The 19816-nt window shown below is 68.0% G+C and carries 12 protein-coding genes; 5 read left to right on the forward strand and 7 right to left on the reverse strand.

Annotation, left to right across the window (positions count from 1 at the left end):
- Positions 1–24: 24 nt before the first annotated feature.
- Genes PQI66_RS09635 through PQI66_RS09645 form a run of 3 tightly spaced genes read right to left on the reverse strand, consistent with a single transcriptional unit; the run spans position 25 to position 5555 of the window.
- Positions 25–2826 carry a polysaccharide biosynthesis tyrosine autokinase gene (locus PQI66_RS09635; protein WP_339997872.1) on the reverse strand — a complete coding sequence of 934 codons (2802 nt, stop codon included), beginning with the start codon at positions 2824–2826 and terminating at the stop codon, positions 25–27.
- Positions 2823–3947: a glycosyltransferase gene (locus PQI66_RS09640; protein WP_339997874.1), complete on the reverse strand. Its 1125-nt coding sequence runs from the start codon at positions 3945–3947 to the stop codon at positions 2823–2825. Before PQI66_RS09640 ends, PQI66_RS09635 begins: the two co-directional genes overlap by 4 nt.
- Positions 3948–5555, reverse strand: coding sequence for a sugar transferase (locus PQI66_RS09645; protein ID WP_339997876.1), 1608 nt, complete (start codon positions 5553–5555; stop codon positions 3948–3950).
- A gap of 245 nt (positions 5556–5800) precedes the next feature.
- Between PQI66_RS09645 and PQI66_RS09650 the strand changes: the two genes are divergently transcribed.
- Positions 5801–7468: an MFS transporter gene (locus PQI66_RS09650; protein ID WP_339997878.1), complete on the forward strand. Its 1668-nt coding sequence runs from the start codon at positions 5801–5803 to the stop codon at positions 7466–7468.
- Here the strand turns inward: PQI66_RS09650 and PQI66_RS09655 are convergent, their stop codons facing one another.
- Together PQI66_RS09655 and PQI66_RS09660 are read right to left on the reverse strand one after the other, a co-directional pair.
- Complete coding sequence (locus PQI66_RS09655; RefSeq protein ID WP_339997880.1) at positions 7469–8200, reverse strand: DsbA family oxidoreductase; 732 nt, start codon at positions 8198–8200, stop codon at positions 7469–7471.
- A 181-nt stretch (positions 8201–8381) separates the two neighbouring features.
- Positions 8382–11969 carry a bifunctional proline dehydrogenase/L-glutamate gamma-semialdehyde dehydrogenase gene (locus tag PQI66_RS09660; protein WP_339997882.1) on the reverse strand — a complete coding sequence of 1196 codons (3588 nt, stop codon included), beginning with the start codon at positions 11967–11969 and terminating at the stop codon, positions 8382–8384.
- A gap of 247 nt (positions 11970–12216) precedes the next feature.
- Between PQI66_RS09660 and PQI66_RS09665 the strand changes: the two genes are divergently transcribed.
- The 4 genes from PQI66_RS09665 (at position 12217) to PQI66_RS09680 (ending at position 18479) form a co-directional block, all read left to right on the forward strand.
- Positions 12217–13620, forward strand: coding sequence for a GntR family transcriptional regulator (locus PQI66_RS09665; RefSeq protein WP_339997884.1), 1404 nt, complete (start codon positions 12217–12219; stop codon positions 13618–13620).
- A 252-nt stretch (positions 13621–13872) separates the two neighbouring features.
- Positions 13873–14865 carry a hypothetical protein gene (locus PQI66_RS09670; RefSeq protein WP_339997886.1) on the forward strand — a complete coding sequence of 331 codons (993 nt, stop codon included), beginning with the start codon at positions 13873–13875 and terminating at the stop codon, positions 14863–14865.
- A 94-nt stretch (positions 14866–14959) separates the two neighbouring features.
- Entirely contained in the window at positions 14960–16651 is a 1692-nt protein-coding gene (locus tag PQI66_RS09675) for an AMP-binding protein (protein WP_339997887.1), read from the forward strand.
- Positions 16652–16667: 16 nt separating this feature from the next.
- Entirely contained in the window at positions 16668–18479 is a 1812-nt protein-coding gene (locus PQI66_RS09680) for an oleate hydratase (RefSeq protein WP_339997888.1), read from the forward strand.
- A gap of 36 nt (positions 18480–18515) precedes the next feature.
- Here PQI66_RS09680 and PQI66_RS09685 read toward each other — a convergent pair whose 3' ends face one another.
- Positions 18516–19073, reverse strand: a complete 558-nt coding sequence (locus PQI66_RS09685; protein WP_339997890.1) for a hypothetical protein — start codon at positions 19071–19073, stop codon at positions 18516–18518.
- 66 nt (positions 19074–19139) lie between these two features.
- Positions 19140–19649 (reverse strand): adenylyl-sulfate kinase, encoded by a 510-nt coding sequence (locus tag PQI66_RS09690; RefSeq protein WP_339997892.1) that lies wholly within the window; start codon positions 19647–19649, stop codon positions 19140–19142.
- Between the last annotated feature and the right edge of the window lie 167 nt (positions 19650–19816).

A 19816-nucleotide genomic window follows, 5' to 3' on the forward strand; every position in this document is an offset into this window, starting at 1 on the left:
GCCACCGGCGCCCCGGGGAGGGGCTCAGCGCTCCGCTCCCACCGTCTCCCGCGCGGCGGCGTCACGACCGGAGTCGGTGGTGCCTGTGGTGGCGGTGGTGCCGGCGGCGCGGACGGCGGAGGCGGTGTTGCCGTAGCCGTAGCCGTACCCGTTGCGGTAGTAGCCCTTGCCCTCGGCCTTCGGGGTCATGGTGAACACGGTGCCCAGGATGTGGGCACTGACCTGGGTGAGGTTGCTGTTCGTCCGGGTGAGCTGGTCGACGGTGGTGTGCGCGTGCCGCACGGCGAGGATGACGCCGTCCGCGGCGGAGGCGACGAGTGCGGCGTCGGTGACGGGGATGACCGGGGAGGCGTCGATGACGACGTAGTCGTACCGGGAGTCCAGGTCGGCGAGCAGGTCACGGAACCGCCGGGAGCCGAGCAGCTCGGCGGGGTTCGGCGGCTGCGGGCCGGACGTGATGACCGACAGGCCGTCGCGTCCGGAGTCCTGCAGGATGTCGTCGACCTCGGCCGCGCCGGACAGCACGGTGGACAGGCCGACCTCGGACTGCAGGTCGCCGTCGAGGTACTCGGCGACGCGGGGACGACGCAGGTCGGCGTCGACGAGGCAGACCCGTTCGCCGTCGTCGGCGAGGGCGAGGGCGAGGTTGGTGGCCAGCGTCGACTTTCCTTCACCGGGCATGCCGCTGGTCACGGCGATCACCGTCGGGGGGTTGTCGACGTCGAGGAAGCGCAGGTTCGTGCGCAGTTCACGGAACTGCTCGGCCGCGATGACCGGGGCGGCGGAGAAGTCGAGGACGTGGGAGCTGGCGGACGTCGCTGAGGCGGTCGAGGCGGTCGAGCCGGCCGAGCCGGAGGAACCGGCGGCGCCGGACAGGTTGTCGCTGGTGCTGATCGTGCCGACCGAGGGGGCACCGACGATACCGGTGATCACCCGGTCCTCGCGGATCCGGCGGTCGGTCATCCCACGGACAACCGCGGCGACCAGGCCGATGACCAGGCCGGCGGCGAGGCCGAGGCCCACGTTCTGCAGGGTCTTCGGGGTGGACGGGGATTCCGGGGTCAACGCGTCGTTGAGGGGCGCCAGCTGCGGGGCGCTGGACGCGCCGCCGGGGGCGGTGGTGGTGTTGAGCTCGGCGACCATGGTCGTCAGCTGGGCCGACGCGGAGTTCGCGAGGTCCCGGGCGAGCTCCGCGTCGTCGGCGACGGCGTTGATGTTGAGGATCACGGTGTCGCGGTTGGCGCCGGCGGTCAGCATGGACGCGACGTCGGCCGGCGACTCGTCGAGGTTGAGGTCCTCGGCGACCCGTTCACCGAGTGCCCGGCTGGTGGCGATCTCGGCATAGGTGCCGACCTGGCTCTGGCTGAGCAGGGTGCCACGGTAGGCGTCGGTGGAGTTGCCGGTGTTCGCCGCCCCCACGTAGAGCTGTGAGGTGGCGGTGTAGTGCTTCGTCATCAGGGCCGAGACGCCCCAGCCGAGAAGGCCGCCGACGAGGGCGCCGATGACGAGCATCCAGAAGGACTTGCGGAGATACCCCAGGTACGTGGCGAGATGGTTCTGCTCTGATGAGAAGGGGGTGGTCATGGAGGTCCTTGTCCTGTTGCTTGTTCTGCTTGTTCTGTTACGTGTGTCTGTGTTCTGCGCCGCGGATGCTCTCCGGTGCCGGTGCCGGTGCCGTTCGGCGAGTGCGACGGCACCGACGATCAGCGGCACCATCGGGGTGGCGTGGCGCAGTGCCGACCCCCAGTCCGGTTCGAAGAGTCCCTGGACCACGAGGAAGGCCAGTGGCACCGCCGCGAAGCGGGCCATCATCCGTCGGTCACGCACCGGAACCCGGTCCTGTCCGGAGGCACGGCCGGCCGCTGTCGCCGCGGACACCGCGCTGATCCAGATCAGGGCGAACACCAGGCCGATGACCAGGTAGTACGGGGAGAACTTCGCGATCATCGGCAGCGGGACGATGAAGAACATGGTGGTCAACACCACGTTCACCACCCCGCCGAGGGGCTCCGGCAGGTCGATGAACCGGGCGATGATCGACCCCGTCGTCGCCTGCCGGATCTCGCCCTCGTTGACCGAGGTGCGGAAGTAGTCCGCCGGCTCGCCGGCTCCGATCCACACCGCCAGCCCCGCGACGGCGCTCAGCAGCGCGAGGATGCGCAACACCCGCCACGGTGTCGCGGTGATACGGCGGCCCCGCAGCGAGGTCCGTCGGGCCATCAGGAGCCGCAGCACCACGTACACGACCGCGACGATCGACCAGTACGTGCGGTACTCGGTGCCGAGCAGTGCCAGGGCGGCGACGACCACGATCTCCCCGACGAGGTTCATCGGCATCAGCACGATCACGATCATGCCCAGGGAGATCAGGATCTCCTTGGTGTAGGTCGCCTGGTAGAGACCGATGAGCACCGGGGTGGCCAGGGCCAGCACCAGGGAGACCTTCCCGGCGTGCACACCGCCCACGCGGATGAGCACGATGCCCAGTGCCGTGGAACCGATCACCGCGCCGAAGACCGACGCGGCGGTCGGCGTGTCCTCCATGCCGAGCACGGTGTAGAACTCGGCGATCACCGAGTACGACCCGTAGCCCAGGTCCATCGCACTGAACGGCGAGGTCATGATCTCCCGGATAGCGGCCGCGTCGTTGCCGAAACCGCCGAACCGTCCGGTGACCGTCGCCCGTGCGACCAGTCCGATGACGATCGCCGCCGCACCGAGGAGGACGGAGACGACCACCGGCGACTCCAGGGGGGAGCGTCGTGCACCGGTGGGGGCACCAGCGGTGGCACCGGTGTGGGGACCGGTGGGTTGTCGTTCTGTCATGCGTCCTCCTTCCGGGGGGATCGTCCGGCGAGGTCGAGCGCCAGCGCGTAGGCCTCGGTGAGTGCCGCGTGCTGGCGCTCGGGGGTGTGGGAGGCGTCGAGCCCGGCCCAGTGCGAGGGGTCGTGGCGGTCCCGCAGGATCGTCACCGCCTTCGCCGCGGCGTCCTGCGGTGAGTCGAACCGGGCGGTGGCGGGGCACTCCCGTAGCGACGGGATGTCACGCACCAGCAGCGGGACGCCGATGCGGCGGGCCTCGAGGACGGCCATCGGGAAGCCGTCCCACCGGGCGGTGTGGATGATCAGCGACAGTCTGGCGACCCGTCGGCGCAGGTCCTCGCCGGACAACCAGCCGGTCACCTCGACGCCGGCGTCGGCGAGGACAGTGACCAGTGAGGAGTCTTTGCCGTCCCCTTTGCCGTCGCTGTCGCCGATCCACACGAACCGGGCACCGGGGACCTGTCGGCGGATCAGCCGTGCGGTCGCGGCGAAGAACGCCGGGTCGCGCTGCGGTGTCACGCGTGAGACCACGCCGACGACGGGGTGCTCGGTCTCCGGTGGCGACCAGCTCCCCGGCACCGCGGGGTGGTCGTCCATCAGCGCATTGGGTACGACGACCACCGGTGCGCGGCCGAGGCCAGCCATCAGCTCGCCCTCCCACTGCGCGCAGGACGCGCCGACGGTGGTCAGGGGGTGCAGGGAACGTTCCATCGTGCGGAAGGCCCGGCGTTTCCAGGCGGGGATGTCGGCGCGTTCGAAGGCGAAGCTGTGCGGGGTGTACACCACCGGCCGCGCACGGCGGCCCGGGGCGACCAGGTCGGTGACCAGGTCCAGTGAGCGCGCGATGCGGGTGTAGGCGCCGGCGAAACTCGAGTGGGCGTGGACCACGTCGGGACGGTGGTCGGCGACGGCGCGGCGCACCGCGGAGACCGCGGAGGCCGGGGACGCCGGCAGCGACTCGTCCACCTCGAAGGCGCCGGGTGCGCGGGCGGCGGTCGGCGCGGCGCTGCGGGTGTTGTTGGCCAGCAGCAGGTGCCGGTACTCCGGGGTCAGCCGGGCGTACTGGTTGACCGCGGTGGCCACCCCGCCGTCGAAACAGTCGGTGACGTGCAGGATCGTGGTCATCTAGTACGCCCCCCTCGACAGCACGACCGCGCGCACGGTCTGCAGGATCGTGCGGACGTCCAGTGCCAGCGACCAGTTGTCCACGTAGTACAGGTCCAGCTTCTCCGCCTGGGTCGGTGTCAGGTCCGAACGGCCCGACACCTGCCACAGGCCGGTGATGCCCGGGCGGACCTCCATGCGCATGCGCATGTCGTCGCCGAAGGCGTCCACCTCGTGCTGCAGGTGCGGGCGGGGGCCGACGACGCTCATCGTGCCGATCAGGGCGTTGAGGAACTGCGGGAGTTCGTCGATGCTGGTCTTCCTGATGAACTTCCCGACGCGGGTGACCCGGGGGTCGTCCTTCATCTTGAACAGGCCGTCCGCACCGACCTCGTCGCGCAGCTTCTGCAGGCGTTCGTCGGCGTCGGTGTGCATGCTGCGGAACTTGAAGATGCGGAACGACTGCCCGCGGTAGCCGATGCGGTCGCTGACGTAGAAGACCGGGCCGCCGTCCTCGAGCTTGATCGCCAACGCGGTGACCGCGAGGATCGGGGAGACCGCCACCAGGGCGAACGCCGAGACGGCGATGTCGAAGAGCCGCTTGGACAGGCCGTTGGCCGCGTTGAACCGCGGACGGTCGACGTAGAGGGTGTGGCTCGGGCCGAAGGGCACCACGTTCAGGCGGGTGCCGGCGATGCCCTCGATCATCGGGTCGAGGTAGAGCCGCATGTTCAACCGGTCCAGGTGCCAGGACAGCCGACGCAGGTTGCGGTGCCCGAACTCCGCCAGGGAGGCGACCCACACCGCGTCGCAGTTGTAGCCGGCGGCGGTGGCCACGAAATCCTCGTTCGAGAAGGACTCGTCGATGCACAGTGAGTTGATCGGGACGTCGCCGGTGTCGGCCAACTTGTCACGGTTGTGCGGGTCGGTCACCAGGATCGCGTGGATCCAGCCGGCGTGCCCAGTGTGCCCTGTGGGCCCAGCGTGCTCTGAACATCCCGGTGCGGTGTCCTTCGGGGTGTTGTTCTCGTGCCAGGAGGTGCACAGCAGCTTGTTGATGTCGGAGACGTTGCCGATCACCAGGAACTGGCGCTGCAGGTCCGAGCGGAAGCGCGCGGTGTAGCGGCGTGCGAGGTGACGGGTGACGGTCATCAGCACCAGCCCGGCGGGCAGCGCCATCAACGCGAACTGACGGAACAGGCCGTAGTTCGTCAGGGCGTCCACGCACGCCACGGTCGCGGCGTAGACGAGGGAGCCCTTGAGGACGCATTCCCGTCCGATCGACGGGAACGCCCGGGCCTGGTGGCTGTAGCCACGGCACACGGTGATCGCGACGACCCAGCACATCGTCAGCAGCGTGGTCATCCCGAGGCTGCGCAGGGAGAAGAACTCCTCCACGAGTGCCCAGCCCAGGGGTTTCCACAGGTAGAGGCTCAGCGCGTTGGCGAGGAAGGTGGCGGCGAAGATCGCCAGCGCGTCGGAGGCGATGAAGTACCACTTGCGCTGCAGGTGGCGGTCCTGACGCCGGTCCAGGGCGCGGGAGATGCGCTGGACGCTGGTGCTGCCACGGGGGCGGGACGTCCCGGTGTACGGGGGTGAGGGGTCGGTTGATGCATTGCCGAGGATCACGGTGAATCACCTTGTTCGGCCCGACGCGACGGCGACGGGGCGGTGGAGAGAGGGAGAGGGGTGAGGGGTGCAGGGGAGGGGATGAGGGAGAGCGGGGGAGAGGTAGGTCGGGAGAGTGGGAGAGTGGAGAGAGGCGTTTGTGTTTCTCGTTGGTCATGCTAACCACTAATGGTCGGTCTGGCTACCGGAGGGACTCTCAGGGAGAAGCGGCAGGGGTGGTGGTTCGCCTCCGATACAGTAGGAGGATGACTGCGAATTCCCCGGTGCCCTCTGCCGCGGCTCCCCGGACAGCCTCACGGACGACACCCCGACGGCCCGCCGGACGGCACCGGCTGCCGGCCCCGCGTCCCGTGGGGTGGAGCCTGACCGTCGCGGCACTGTCGACGGTGATGATGACCATCGACATCACCATCGTCCTGGTCGCCCTGCCGTCGATCACCGCGGACCTGGGCCTGTCGCTGTCCGGTGCCCAGTGGGTCATCAACGCCTACAGCCTGACCTTCGCCTCCCTCATGCTCGCCGCGGCGAGCCTGTCGGACATCATCGGCCGACGTCGCATCTTCCTCATCGGCCACGTCCTGTTCCTGGGGGCGTCGGTCGGGTGTGTGCTGACCGGTTCGGAGGCCGGGATCATCGCCTTCCGTGCGTTGCAGGGTGCCGGTGGCGCGCTGGTCTTCGGGACGTGCACCCCGCTGCTCGCCGACGCCTTCGACCCGGACGACCCGACGTCCTCGGCGAAGCGCACGCGCTCGGTCGCGGCGATGATGGGCATCGGCGGCGCCGCCAGTGCCTTCGGGCCCCTGGTCGGCGGTGCGCTCGTGGAGACCGGGACCTGGGAGTGGATCTTCGCGATCAACATCCCCATCGGCATCATCGTCATGATCGCCACCCTGGTGTTCATCCCCGACCTGCACCGCGAGGAGCGCGAGGCGCGTCGCGCCGCCCGCCAGGACGGGGTCGGCGCGACACCTGGTGCACGTATCTCACCGTGGGCGATCGTGCTCATCATCGTCTCGCTGGTGCTGGTGAACTACGGCATCATCGACGGCCAGGAGCAGGGCTGGACCAGCGAGGTCATCATCGCCGCCCTCGCCGCGGGTGTACTGCTCTTCGCCGCCCTGGTCCTGTTCGAGCTGTCCAAGCGCGAGCGTGCGATGGTCGACTTCCGGCTCTTCCGGATCCCGTCGTTCGCCACGGTCACCTTCAACGCCTTCGCCTCCCGCATGTTCAGCTTCGGCATGATGCCCTTCCTCATCCTGTGGCTCGCCGGGCAGATCGGCCTCTCCGCCCTGGAGATCGGCTACGTCTCCAGCGCCCTGGCCGTGCCGATGGTGGTGTTCTCCGCGGTGGGGATCGCCCTGGTGCGCTGGGTGCCGGTCGGTGTGGTCCAGGCGGTGGGCATGCTGGTCGTCGCCGGTGGGCTGATGCTGGGCCTGATGATGGACGTCGACTCCGGGTGGGCCGACCTGCTGCCGATGTACCTGGTGCTGGGCGCCGGTACCGGTCTGATGCTGCCGCACGTGATGTCGCTGGCGGTGGCGGTGGTGCCGTCCGAACGCACCGGTATGGCCACCGGACTGGCGAACACGGCGCTGCCGTTGGGTACCGCCTTCGGTGTGGCGGTCTACGGCGCGTACCTCTCCGACCGAGTCAACGTGGGCATCGACGGCATGCAGTTCCCGCCGGGCATGCCACCGGCGATGGAGGGTCAGCTCCGTGACGCCGCCGAGGGCGGCCTGTTCCAGGAGATCGCGAAGATGTCGCCGGAGTTCGCCCGCGACACCCTCGGATTCTTCATCGACGGCCTGCACGGCATCTTCATCATCGCCGCCATCCTCGCGGTGGTCGGCGCGCTCGCCAGCCTGATCTTCATCCGCGGCAAGGACGGCACAGGACGCAAGAAGCAGGAGTAGCTACAGCTGGCAACCGTCCGGCCCACAGGAGGAGTCGTCCCGGGCGCCGGGGACCGTCGGAATGGTCGCCGGTGCCGGGTGGGAGCGTTCCCACTGCTGCTCCAGGGCGCGGGTGAACACCTCGACGGGTTGCGCGCCGGGCACGGCGAGTTCCATGTCGAGCACGAAGGTGGGGACCGAGTTCAGCCCGAGGGACGCCGCGCGTCGGACGTCGGCCTGCACCGCGGGGATCCGGGACCCGTCCTGGAGTTCGGCGGTGACGTCCTCGGCGGCCAGTCCGGCGGCGACACCGATACGCGTCAGGACCTCCGCGGCGCCGATGTCCTCGCCGCCCTCGAAGTGGGCGCGGAACAGGGCCTCCTCGACGGCGTCGGTCACCGCTGTCCCCTCAGGTCCCTCAGCGTCCTTGGCCAGCTGGATCAGCTGGTGGGCCTTCATGGAGTTGGCGACGACCAGTGAGTCGAAGTCGTAATCCAGCCCCTCCGCGGCGGCCTGCCCGGTGACGTGGTCGAACATCTGCCGGACCTGGTCGACCGGCATCTCCTTGGTGGCGGAGAGGTACTCCGCCTCGGAGCGGTCGTCATGCTCGGGGAGGGTCGGGTCGAGCTGGTAAGAGTGCCAGGTCACGGTGACCTCGTCACGGTGGGGAAAGGCGGCGAGGGCGGATTCGAACCGGCGCTTGCCGATGTAGCACCAGGGGCAGGCGACGTCGGACCAGATGTCGATGTTCATTCCCACGTCAACGCCGGTGCCCGCGTGGGTATTCCGCGGGGCCGCCCTGGTCACATATCGCACCCCTTAAGCGCCTGAAACGACGAAAACCCCAGGTCAGATCTGAATAAGCATCTGCTGGGGTGCGAGATCTGTCCCGTGCGCCTGACCCGGCGGGAGGGGGCGGGCCAGGCCCCGGAACCTACCCTCGCCGGATCTCGTCGGCGAGCGCGTGGAACTCGGTGCTCGGGTTACCGAAGCGGTGCAGCGTCATGGAGACGGCCTGCTCCTTGAGCCACAGGCGCAGCTCGACCCGGCCGGAGGCGGTGACCTCGTCGTTGAGCAGGCACACCTCGGGACGGTCCGCGAGCTTCTCCAGGGTCTCCGGGTTCCGCGTGCCGATGACACGCACCCGGGCACCGACACCGTCGTCCAGCACACCGGCGGACAGGCGGGTGGCGAAGGAATCGTCGTCGGCGGTCACCGGCTGCGCGCCGACGCCGAGACGGGAGGAGGCGGCCAGCACGTCCGACACCTCGGAGCTCACGGCGGGGTCCACGACGACGCGGACCGGGGAACCGGTGCGGTGGGCGGCGATGACGGCGCGGGCGACCTCGACCGGGCGGGCGTCGGCGCTGATGCGCAGTACGACGTGGGCCGGACGGTAGCGGAAGATGTTCGCCTCCGCGGTCAGCCCGGTGACGTCGCGCGGGGTGCCGAACTCGGACTCCCACGCCTCGATGTCGGAGCGTCCCGCCTCGGCGAGCCAGGCGGCGTCGGCGTCGGACAGGGCACCGGTGCGCTGCAGTTCGGCGATGTAGCCGTCGACGGGCGCGGAGCCGGTCGGGACGGCACCGGCCGGGGAGGTCTCGTCCGCCCAGCTGCCCATGAGCATCACGTAGTTCGGCCCACCGGCCTTGGAGCCCAGGCCCACCGACGACTGCTTCCAGCCGCCGAAGGACTGACGCTGCACGATCGCGCCGGTGATGCCGCGGTTGACGTAGGCGTTGCCGACCTCGATGCGCTCCACCCAGGTGCGGACCTCGGCGGGGTCGAGGCTCTGGATGCCGCCGGTCAGACCGAAGTCGGTGGCGTTCTGCAGGGTGATGGCCTCATCCAGGTCATCGGCCTTCATCAGACCGAGCACCGGGCCGAAGACCTCGGTGAGGTGGAAGAACGAGCCCGGCTTCACGCCGTCCTTGATGCCCGGCGACCACAGGCGGCCGGTGTCGTCGAGCTGGCGCGGCTTGAGCAGCCAGCTCTCGCCGTCCTCCAGGGTGGTCAGGGCGCGCTCGAGCTTGTCGCTCGGCAGCTCGGTGAGCGGACCCATGTCGGCGCGCATGTTGGTCGGCCAGTCGATGATCATCGACGACGCGGCGTCGACGAGCTGACGGCGGAACCGCTCCGAGGAGTACACGCTGCCGACGAGGATGCCCAGGGAGGCGGCCGAGCACTTCTGGCCGGCGTGACCGAAGGCGGAGTACACCATGTCGGCCACGGCGAGGTCGCGGTCGGCGGCGGGCGTGACGATGATGCCGTTCTTGCCGGAGGTCTCGGCGTTGATCTTGAGCTCGGGGCGCCAGGACTCGAACATCGCGGCGGTCTCGGAGGCGCCGGTGAGGATCACCCGGTCCACCGACGGGTGACTCACCAGGCTGCGTCCGGCGGTGCGGTCGGCGGGGTACACCCCACGCAGGACCTCGCGGGGGACGCCGGCGTCCCACAGGGCGTCGAGGATCGCCATGGAGCAGTGCGGGGTGGGCTTGGACGGCTTGTGGATCACCGCGGCGCCGGCGGCGAGCGCGGCGAAGGTGGAGCCGGCGGGGATGGCCAGCGGGAAGTTCCACGGCGGGGTGACCAGGACGACCTTGTCCGGGGTGAAGCGGGCGTTGGAGACCTCGTCGAGCTCCAGCGCGTAGTGCGCGTAGTAGCGGGCGAAGTCGATGGCCTCGGAGATCTCGGTGTCGGCCTGGGAGACGGCCTTGCCGACCTCGGCGGCGGCGATGGAGATCAGGTGGCCGCGGCGGGCGGCGAGCAGGTCGGCGGTGCGGTAGAGGATCGCGGCGCGCTCGGCGGCGGGGGTCGCGGCCCACTCGGCGGCGGCGTCGCGGGTGGAGGTGACCAGGGCGTCGATCTCGTCGTCGGCGACGATCGTCGGCGCGGTCTGCGCCTCCAGCCAACCGTCCCCGGTGGAGGTGGCGATCGCGTCGGCGGCCCAGCGCTGGTTCGCGGGCAGGGACGGGTCGGTGTCTGGCTCGTTCCGGAAGGCCGGCAGGGCGCCGTCCGCGGCGGTGTAGGACGCGGCGAGCTCGTCGGAGGACGGCTCGACCTCGGCGCCACGGTCCTGGCGGTGGTTCGGCAGCGGGGCGGTGTAGCCGTCGGCGTCGAGGATCCCGGACAGGTCACCGAGGGAGGAGCGGAAGCGGGCCTCCTCGCGGCGGAAGATGTCGTTGCCGGGCTCCAGGTCGAAGATACCGGACATGAAGTTGGCGCTGGCGGCGTTCTCCTCGAGGCGGCGCACCAGGTAGGAGATGGCGACGTCGAACTCCTGGGGGCGCACGGCGGGGACGTAGAGCAGCAGTTGGCCCACGTCGGAGCTCACGGCGTCGGCCTGCTCGGTGGCCATGCCCTGCAGCATCTCGAACTCGACCCGGTCGGTCACGCCGCGCTCCACGGAGAGCAGGTGGGCGAAGGCGATGTCGAAGAGGTTGTGGCCGGCGACACCGAGGCGCAGGCCGCGCATGTTCTCCGGGTGCATCGTCCAGTCCAGGACGAGCTTGTAGTTGGCGTCGGTGGCCTGCTTGGAGCCGCAGGTGGTGACCGGCCAGTCGGCGACCTCGGCGTGCACGGTCTCCATGGCCAGGTTGGCACCCTTGACCAGGCGGACCTTGATGCCGGCGCCGCCGTCGGAGACGCGCTGGTCGGCGAAGGCGGAGAGTTCCTGGATCGCGCCGAGGGCGTCGGGCAGGTAGGCCTGCAGGACGATGCCGGCCTCGAGGTTCTTCGTCTCCGGCAGGCTGAGCAGGCGACGGAAGACGGCGATGGTCAGGGTGAGGTCGCGGTACTCCTCCATGTCCAGGTTGATGAACTTGGAGCCCTTCGGGGCGCGGGCTGCCTCGAGGTAGAGCGGGGTGAGGCGCTCGACGATGTAGTCGACGGTCTCGTCGAAGCCCCACAGGCTGATCCGCGAGGCGATGGAGGATGCCTTGATGGAGACGTAGTCGACGTCCTCGCGGGCGAGCAGGCGGCGGGTCTCCTCGAGGTGGTGGTCGGCCTCCTTCTCACCGAGCACGGCCTCGCCGAGGAGGTTGATGTTCAGGCGGTGTCCACCGGCGGTGAGTTCGGCGACGGCCTTGCCGAACTTCTTGTCGCGGGCGTCGACGATCATGTGGCCGACCATGGAGCGGATGCGCTGGCGGGCGGCGGGGACCACGACCTGCGGCAGGACGGGGGCCAGGGCGGAACCCATCCTGATCTGCGCCTTGTCCAGTGCACTGAGGGTGTCGGGCATGATGGCGCCGAGCTCGGACAGCGCGCGGCCGGCGGCGCGCTGGTCCTCGGTGCGTACGACGCGGTCGACGAAGCCGACGGTGAAGTCCAGACCGTTGGGGTCCGACAGGACGGCGGAGAGACGCTCGGCGGAAGGGTTGGCCTTCACCTTCGAGGTCCGGCTGGCCTCGAGCCAGGCGGTCACCTTGGCGACGGCGGCGTCCGCGAGGGGAGCCAGGTGGTCGGTGGTCGCAGGGGTGGTGGGTGTTGCCTTGTCAGCTGCGGTATTCGCGGTCGTCATGGGTGTCCTCCTCGAAACGGTTCTTGATCGATGATGTACGCGGTCGCGTCGGTATCGTTGGCACTGATACTGGTCGAGTATCGGCGTATCGCCTGCATCACCGGGAGTACCAGTTACGGTGACGGCCACACTATGAGTCAAAAATCGGTTAACGGGACCGGTGCTGTGGCAGGATGCGCTTATGGGTACGGATGCTCCTGTTGACACGAACGAGCCACCGCCCCGCGGGCGGCCGCGGATCCAGGAGGTGGCGGACGAGATCGTCGCCGGGGTCCTGGCCACCGCGGGGCCACGCGTCGGCGGGCGGGACTACTCCACCCGTCGGATCGCGTTGATGACGGGGCTGAGTCAGCCGGTGGTCAGCCGGGCGATGCGACGGCTCCGCGGCGGGACCGCAGGCGGGGACACCGTCCCGGTGTCCGGTGGACTGTGGATCACCGGCTTCCGGGTCGAGTACCCGCGGGTGACCCTGCTGTTCGAGGAGTACCCGGACACGCAGTCCGCCGGGGACGAGGCCGGTCACCGGGGTGTGCGCAGCGGCGAGCGGCAGTCGTCGGAGCGGCGGGCGACGTCGGTCATGGCGGCCCTGCGGGTGGCCGGGGTGTCCGGGTGGCCACAGAGTCAGGCGTCCTTCGACGCCGGTGAGGAGAGTCTGCCGGCCGGGGTCGTCCGGGTGATGTGGGAGCCGGGCGGGCAGAGCTGGGACGGCTTCCTCGGGCAGCTCTCCGCGGTACTGGACGCCTGCGTGCCGACCGTGGACGCGATCCCCGGGGACCTGCTGGCGCAGCTGTCCGTCGCGGTCGGTCACGGACTGCACGGACTGCAGTGGGAACGGGCCGACACCGCCGCCCCGGGAGCGCTCCGGAGGAAAAATGTCCCGGATTCTGACTCAAACTACTTATCTCTGGCGGAGTATCCCCCGCCGTCCAACGCGCGGACCGGCGCGACACCGAGACATCTTCAGAATGAAATATCGGTCACCGAGCAGATCGCGATCGCCCTGCGCAAGGAGATCATGAACGCCGGGTTCCGTCCCGGCGACCGGGTGACCAGCACACGGTTGGCGAATCACATGGAGATACCGGTCTCCACGGTGCGTGCGGCGATGCGGCGCATGGTGGACGACGGTCTGCTCACCGCCAGCGGAGGGGCCTTCGCGTTGCCCCTGGTCACCGGCAGCGACATCATCGACCTCTACGCCGCGCGGCTGCAGGTCGGCCAGGTCCTGCTGCGGGCGTGCTCCGGACGGACGCGCCAGCAGATGCTGGCCCCCCAGCTCGCCCTGCGTGCGGTCGTCGCGGCGGCCGAGCACGGCACCGCGTCCGACGTCGACCAGGCCGACCTGCACTTCCAGCAGACACTGGCCGACGCCAGCGGCCTGCCGCAGTCGTCCCGCGTCTTCCACGCCCTCACGTTGCGCCTGCGTATGTTCATCTCCGTGCTGCAGCTGGACTACACCCCGGCGGTGCAGCGCATCGTCGGCGACGACCGCTACATCCTCAACGCCCTACTCTCGGGCAAGGTCGACGGCGCCCTGCGGGTGTGGCGGGCGAAGCTCGACAATGCGGTGCGGCACATGGTGCACGTCTCGCCGACGACATTCGACCCGGCATTGTGGGAACGGTTGGTGGGGGAGGTGTCGCGGGCGTGACGGCGGTGCGTGGAATATCACCGTGCGAAAAATTCAGCCTGTATAAAATAACCCGGCCCTCGATAAGTGAATGTCGGCACGGGGCATGAAATAAAGTAATGTGCCATATCCCGTAAATATCCCCCCGTAAAGTTCGCTGGCAATTGAATCTGCACGTACTGTGATAACGTCCTGCCCTCACGTTGGCGAAAATGAACGGAAACCGCGTCTCATTTTCGTTCTGGGCATTATTTCATTTCGGAAGGTACGGCAGTGGCGAAAAGCATTAAAGGTGGCACGAAGACGGTGATGGGGGCCGCCCTCGCAGTGGTGGCGGCGTGGAGTGTCGCCGCCGCAGGGACGGTCGTGGCGGCTCCGCGTGCCGAAGCGGTGGAGACGGTGGCGGCGAGGAACCTTGTCACCTTCGGCGACTCCTACCTGTCGAACCCGACACCGGCCGAGACCGTCGGTGCGAAGGTCCGGGCTGCGGCGGAGCAGGCCGGCATCCCGATCGACACCGGGGTGGCCGCGCCGTTGTCGCAGTACACCGCGCACGGTTGTGGTCAGTCCTCGACCAACGCCCCGCGGCAGATCGGGCGGATGACCGGACTGACCGTCCGCGACTACTCCTGCCCCGGTGCGATGGCGTACTCGCCCGCGGCACCGGCGATGACGCTGAAGGGGGAGATCGACAACGCGCTGGCGGACAGGGCGCTCAACGCCGGCACCACGAACGTCGTCATCCAGTTCGGGTTCAACGACTCCTACAGCTGGCTGATGGGCAAGGTCCTGGCCAACGGGCTGCCCGACACCTACCTCAACCTCAACCAGCGTTACGCCGAGCAGAAGGTCCTGTGGACCCGCGCCATGAACGACGCGATCAACCGCATCAAGGGTGCCGCCCCCAACGCCCGGATCACCGTGGCCGACTACCCGACGATCTCCAAGCCGGACACCGCCGAGCAGTGCCTCCTCCACGTCGAGATGATCCCGGGTGACATCGGCATCCCGGCCTTCTGGATCCGTGACGCCGAGGTCAACATCCACAACTGGTCCAAGGAGCTGGTGAACGCCCGCTCCCGCGACAACGTCGTCTTCGCCGACATCCGTGGTGCCACCGCTGGACGCGGGGAATGCGCCCCCGATGATGTCCGCCTGATCGCCGGTGTCATCGACACCACGAACGTCTCCGGCTACAACCTTCCCGTCCACATGACCAACAGGGGTGTCACCCGCACCGCCGAGGTCATCGCCGCAACCTTCTGACCCCCCGCCCGGTTCCCCGGAAGAAAGTCCCCGAAGAGAGTCCCCGGAAGAAAGTCCGGGGTTCCGGGGATCCACCTTGCCTGAAGGAGGCAGCATGCATAAACACGGAACACACGTCTCGGCCCGTACCCAGGTCACCCAGATGCTCGGCTCGCTCAAGCCGCTGGTCAAGGCCGGGGTGCTGAGGACGGGCGGGCCGAAGGAGTCGGCCGGCCTCATCGGTGCGATGAGCACGTGGGGAATGTCCCTGGCCGCGCTGGCGGAGATGGGGGCCACCTCGTTCCCCGGGCGCACGGCGCTGATCGACGACCGCGGGCCCATGACCTACACGGACCTGCGTGACCAGGCAAGGGGTCTGGCGCGTAGCCTGCGGACCTTCTCCGACCGGGACGGATCCGACATCTCGTCGGTCTCCGTGATCGCCCGGAACAGCCGCGGACTCGTCCTCCCCCTCATCGCCGCGGCGTATCTCGGCGCCGAGACGAAGATCCTCAACCCGGGGTCGTCGCTGTCGCAGCTCCAGGACATCGCCGACGAGTACCCGAGCAGCGTCACCTTCATCGACGCCGAGTTCGACGAGGTGCTGGAGAAGCTCTCCGCCGCCAACAAGATCAGCGTGGCCGAGTGGTCGGACGCCGGACAGGAGTCGGCGGCGCCGGCGGCGGGTCCGGGTTCGGGCTCGCTGGACGCTCTCATCGCCGCCGGTCAGCGCGAGTACCGCCACGTCGCGCTGCCGGAACGTCCCACCCAGAAGTCGACGGTGATCATGTCGTCCGGAACCCGCGGGGTTCCCAAGGCCGTCGTCCTGCCTGTCCCGCGGACGCCCAAGGTGCTCGGCAGCATCCTGGAACGTATTCCGTTCCGCTCCGGCGACGTGATCCAGCTGTCCGTCGGTATGTTCCACGCCTGGGGATGGCTGAACCTGCACATCTCCATGGCGACAGGCTCGACCCTGCTCACCCGGCGGTGGTTCGACCTGGACACCGACGTGCGGGACATCACCCGGCACAAGGTGACCGGCATCGTCTCGGCGGCGGTCTACCTGCGGCAGGTCCTCGCCGGCGTCGTCGACAACGGCGTCGACGTGTCCGGCGTCCGCTACATCGTCTCGGCCGGCAACGCCATTCCGCCGGAACTCGTCGTCGAACTCAACGACCGCTTCGGCGACGGCGCGGGTGTGGTGCACAACTTCTACGGCTCCACCGAACACGGCCAGATCACCCTGGCGACCGCCGCGGACATGGTCGCCGACCCCACCACCGCAGGACGCCCCGGACCGGGCGTGCGCCTGGCGATCATCGGCGACGACGGACGCGAACTGCCCGACGGGCAGACCGGCGTCATCTACTCGTCGAACTCCATGACCTCCCTGGGCTTCCTGTCCGACAAGGACTCCGGCGACGTGCTCGACGGCATGCTGTCGACCGGTGACAAGGGCTTCATCGACGACTCCGGGAAGCTCTACGTCTGCGGTCGGGCCGACGACATGGTCATCCGTGGTGGCGAGAACATCCACCCGCGCACCATCGAGGAGTTCCTGCTGACGCTGCCGCAGATCCGGGACGCCTTCGTCATCGGGCACCAGGACGACCTGGTGGCCACGATCAACGCCTACATCATCACCGACACCGACATCAGCGACGAGGACCTGAACGCCGCGGTCCTCGCCGGTGTCAACCAGTTCTGCGCCCTGGACAACATCGTCCGTGTGGAGACACTGCCCCGGAACGACTCCGGCAAAGTGGTTCCCCGGCTTCTCCCCGAGATCCCGGGCACGACCCGGTAGAAAGTAGAGGACCGACATGTACTACTCCAACGGAAACTACGAGGCGTTCGCACGCCCGCGGAAGCCTGAAGGCGTCGAGGACAAGCACGCCTGGATCGTCGGGACGGGTCTGGCGGGTCTTGCCGCGGCGGCCTTCCTGATCCGCGACGCACAGATGCCGGGCAAGAACATCCACCTCATCGAGGAGCTCCCGCTGGCCGGCGGTTCGCTCGACGGTGCGGAGCGCCCGGACATCGGCTTCATCACCCGCGGTGGCCGCGAGATGGAGAACCACTTCGAGTGCCTGTGGGACATGTACCGCTCGATCCCGTCGCTCGAGATCCCCGGCGCCTCCTACCTGGACGAGTACTACTGGCTGGACAAGGACGACCCCAACTCGTCCAACTGCCGACTCATCCACGACCGCGGCAACCGGGTCCCGTCGGACGGCGAGTTCACCCTCACGGAGAAGGCGCAGCTCGAGATCGTCAAGCTGGTCACCGCCTCCGAGCACACCCTCGAGGGACGGACGATCGAGGACTACTTCTCCGACGAGTTCTTCGACAGCAACTTCTGGTTCTACTGGGCCACGATGTTCGCCTTCGAGAAGTGGCACTCCCTCATCGAGATGCGCCGCTACGTGATGCGGTTCATCCACCACACCGGTGGTCTGCCGGACTTCACGGCGCTGAAGTTCAACCGCTACAACCAGTACGACTCCATGGTGCTGCCGGTGCTGAAGTTTCTCCTCGACCACGACGTCGACGTGCGTTATGGAACCACCGTCGTCGACATCGACGTCGAGGTCACTGGGTCGGCCAAGGGGTCGTCCAAGACAGCCACGGCGCTGCAGGTCGAGACCGAGGACGGCGCGCAGACCATCGCGCTGGGTGAGAACGACTTCGTGTTCGTGACCAACGGCTCCATCACCGAGTCCACCACCTACGGTGACCACAACACCCCGGCGCCCGTCACCACCGAACCCGGTGGCGCCTGGACGTTGTGGGAGAACCTCGCCGCCAAGTCGAAGGACTTCGGACGTCCGGGTGTGTTCTACAAGAACCTGCCGGAGAAGAGCTGGTACGTCTCGGCCACGGCGACGCTGAAGGACGGGAAGGTCGAGCCGTTCATCGAACGGCTGACGCGGCGTTCCCTGCACGACGGCAAGGTCAACAGCGGCGGCATCATCACCGTGGCGGACTCCACCTGGCTGATGAGCTTCGCGGTGCACCGTCAGCCGCACTTCACGTCCCAGAACGAGAACGAGATCATCGTGTGGATCTACGCCCTCTACTCGGACGTCGACGGCGACTACATCAAGAAGCCGATCGTCGACTGCACCGGTGAGGAGATCACCCAGGAGTGGCTCTACCACCTGGGCGTCCCCACCGAACAGATCGCCGAGATGTCGAAGCAGGAGTCGGTCAACACCAACCCGGTGTACATGCCGTTCATCACGGCGTACTTCATGCCGCGTCGTGCCGGTGACCGTCCGGACGTGGTGCCGGAGGGGTCGAAGAACCTGGCCTTCATCGGCAACTTCGCCGAGTCGCCGTCGCGGGACACCGTGTTCACCACGGAGTACTCCGTCCGTACCGCCATGGAGGCTGTGTACACCTTCATGAACGTCGACCGTGGCATTCCCGAGGTGTTCGGGTCGGTGTACGACCTGCGCGAGCTGCTGAAGGCCACCTACCACCTGCGGGACCGGAAGAGCTTCGACGAACAGCCGCTGACCACGAAGTTCAAGCTGCCCGTCCCGGGCTTCCTCAAGACCCGGATGCGCGCCAAGCTCAACGGCACGTGGGTGGAGGAGCTGCTGCAGGACTCCGGTTTGCTGAAGGGCTGATCGGCACGCCCCGTTGTTCGGGGAGGCGGCGACACATCATTGCGGGATCCTCCAATGATCTGGTCTTTCCTCTACAAGCCCGTCGAGGTTGATCAGGTCCGAGACTGCCACGTCTTCGCTCTTGAGGGTGGTGCTCACTCCTGTGAACGTCGCCGTGACGTTCACTGAAAAGCTGTCCAGTCCCAGGTCGTCGATGTCCTCACTGGCGGCGATACGCAGATCGACGAGGTCCCCTCGTCGCTGGAGTACTTCGACGGTCAATCGTCCCATGCGTCGGTGCATCGTGTCGAAGTACACCGAGATGTCTGGATCATCTATCTCTGTGAAACACTCCACATTGTCCAGGTGAAAACTGTCCAGGTCTCTCCAGGATTTTCCGTGGAAGCGAGCCCCTTCGACGGTTATCCTCAGTGTTCCGTCGAACTCGCGATCGTCGTCGTCGCGGTGGATCTCCTCACACTCGATGTCGACGCCGAACATGACACAGGGTTTGATGCCGAGGTAGCTGTTCTCGAAGAGGGACAGGTCGCAGGTGGCATCGGTCGGGTGGATCTCATCCGCGCGCAGTCCGAAGTCAGTTTCGTCGTCATTCATGGCATTGAGCGTACCGCGCAGTGTCTGCTGACATTCGGATGCATGTGACGACTGTGAGTGCGGGCCTTACCAGTCCAGAATCGCGGCGAGCTGCTCGGCGATGTCGTCGGGCGTGCGTCCGTCGGTGGCGATCCTGAGGGTAGCCTCCGGCGCCTTCGCAACGAGGAATTCCGCGGCCCGCGCACTTCTTTCGAGGTGCTCGTCGAGGCTTGGTCCTGACTCACGTCGCGCCAGACGCTCAGCGGTGGTGCCGTCCGTTGCCTGCAGTAGCACCGAAGTCACCTGTGGATCTCCGCCCACGGCTGCGCTGAGTTTGTCGGCCTCCAGCACCGAGACGGTGTTGGTGTAGATGAGCCGGTGGTAGCCGTCCGCCGTGTAGTTCGCCCACACGGCTGCAAGGTTGCGTTCCGCCATCCGGCGCTTCCAGGGTGCCGGGTAGGCGAGGTCGAGGTTGTCGCCTTCAATGACGGCATGTGTGACGTCCCGTGACGACAGCAGATCATGGAGCGCGAACGCGACGGTGGACTTGCCGACGCCGGAACGTCCTCCGAGGAAAAGCACGTGTGGTCTGGGCATGTCCAGATCATGTCACAGCGGCAGGAAGTATCCGCGGAACAGATGTCAGACATACGCAGAGGGCACCTCCGGAAAGTTCGGAGGTGCCCTCTGACGTGGAGTGGAGCCGATGACGGGAATCGAACCCGCGTATTCAGCTTGGGAAGCATACAATGTGATACCATTTG

The organism is Corynebacterium sp. USCH3, assembly GCF_037619475.1.
GTDB lineage: Bacteria > Actinomycetota > Actinomycetes > Mycobacteriales > Mycobacteriaceae > Corynebacterium.

Bases quoted from the DNA above. Each gene is read 5' to 3' on its own strand.
- PQI66_RS09675 (WP_339997887.1), top strand. From the start codon at position 14,960: ATGCATAAACACGGAACACACGTCTCGGCCCGTACCCAGGTCACCCAG.
- PQI66_RS09680 (WP_339997888.1), top strand. From the start codon at position 16,668: ATGTACTACTCCAACGGAAACTACGAGGCGTTCGCACGCCCGCGGAAG.
- PQI66_RS09685 (WP_339997890.1), bottom strand. From the start codon at position 19,073: ATGAATGACGACGAAACTGACTTCGGACTGCGCGCGGATGAGATCCAC.
- PQI66_RS09690 (WP_339997892.1), bottom strand. From the start codon at position 19,649: ATGCCCAGACCACACGTGCTTTTCCTCGGAGGACGTTCCGGCGTCGGC.
- PQI66_RS09650 (WP_339997878.1), top strand. From the start codon at position 5,801: ATGACTGCGAATTCCCCGGTGCCCTCTGCCGCGGCTCCCCGGACAGCC.
- PQI66_RS09640 (WP_339997874.1), bottom strand. From the start codon at position 3,947: ATGACCACGATCCTGCACGTCACCGACTGTTTCGACGGCGGGGTGGCC.
- PQI66_RS09655 (WP_339997880.1), bottom strand. From the start codon at position 8,200: ATGAACATCGACATCTGGTCCGACGTCGCCTGCCCCTGGTGCTACATC.
- PQI66_RS09635 (WP_339997872.1), bottom strand. From the start codon at position 2,826: ATGACAGAACGACAACCCACCGGTCCCCACACCGGTGCCACCGCTGGT.
- PQI66_RS09660 (WP_339997882.1), bottom strand. From the start codon at position 11,969: ATGACGACCGCGAATACCGCAGCTGACAAGGCAACACCCACCACCCCT.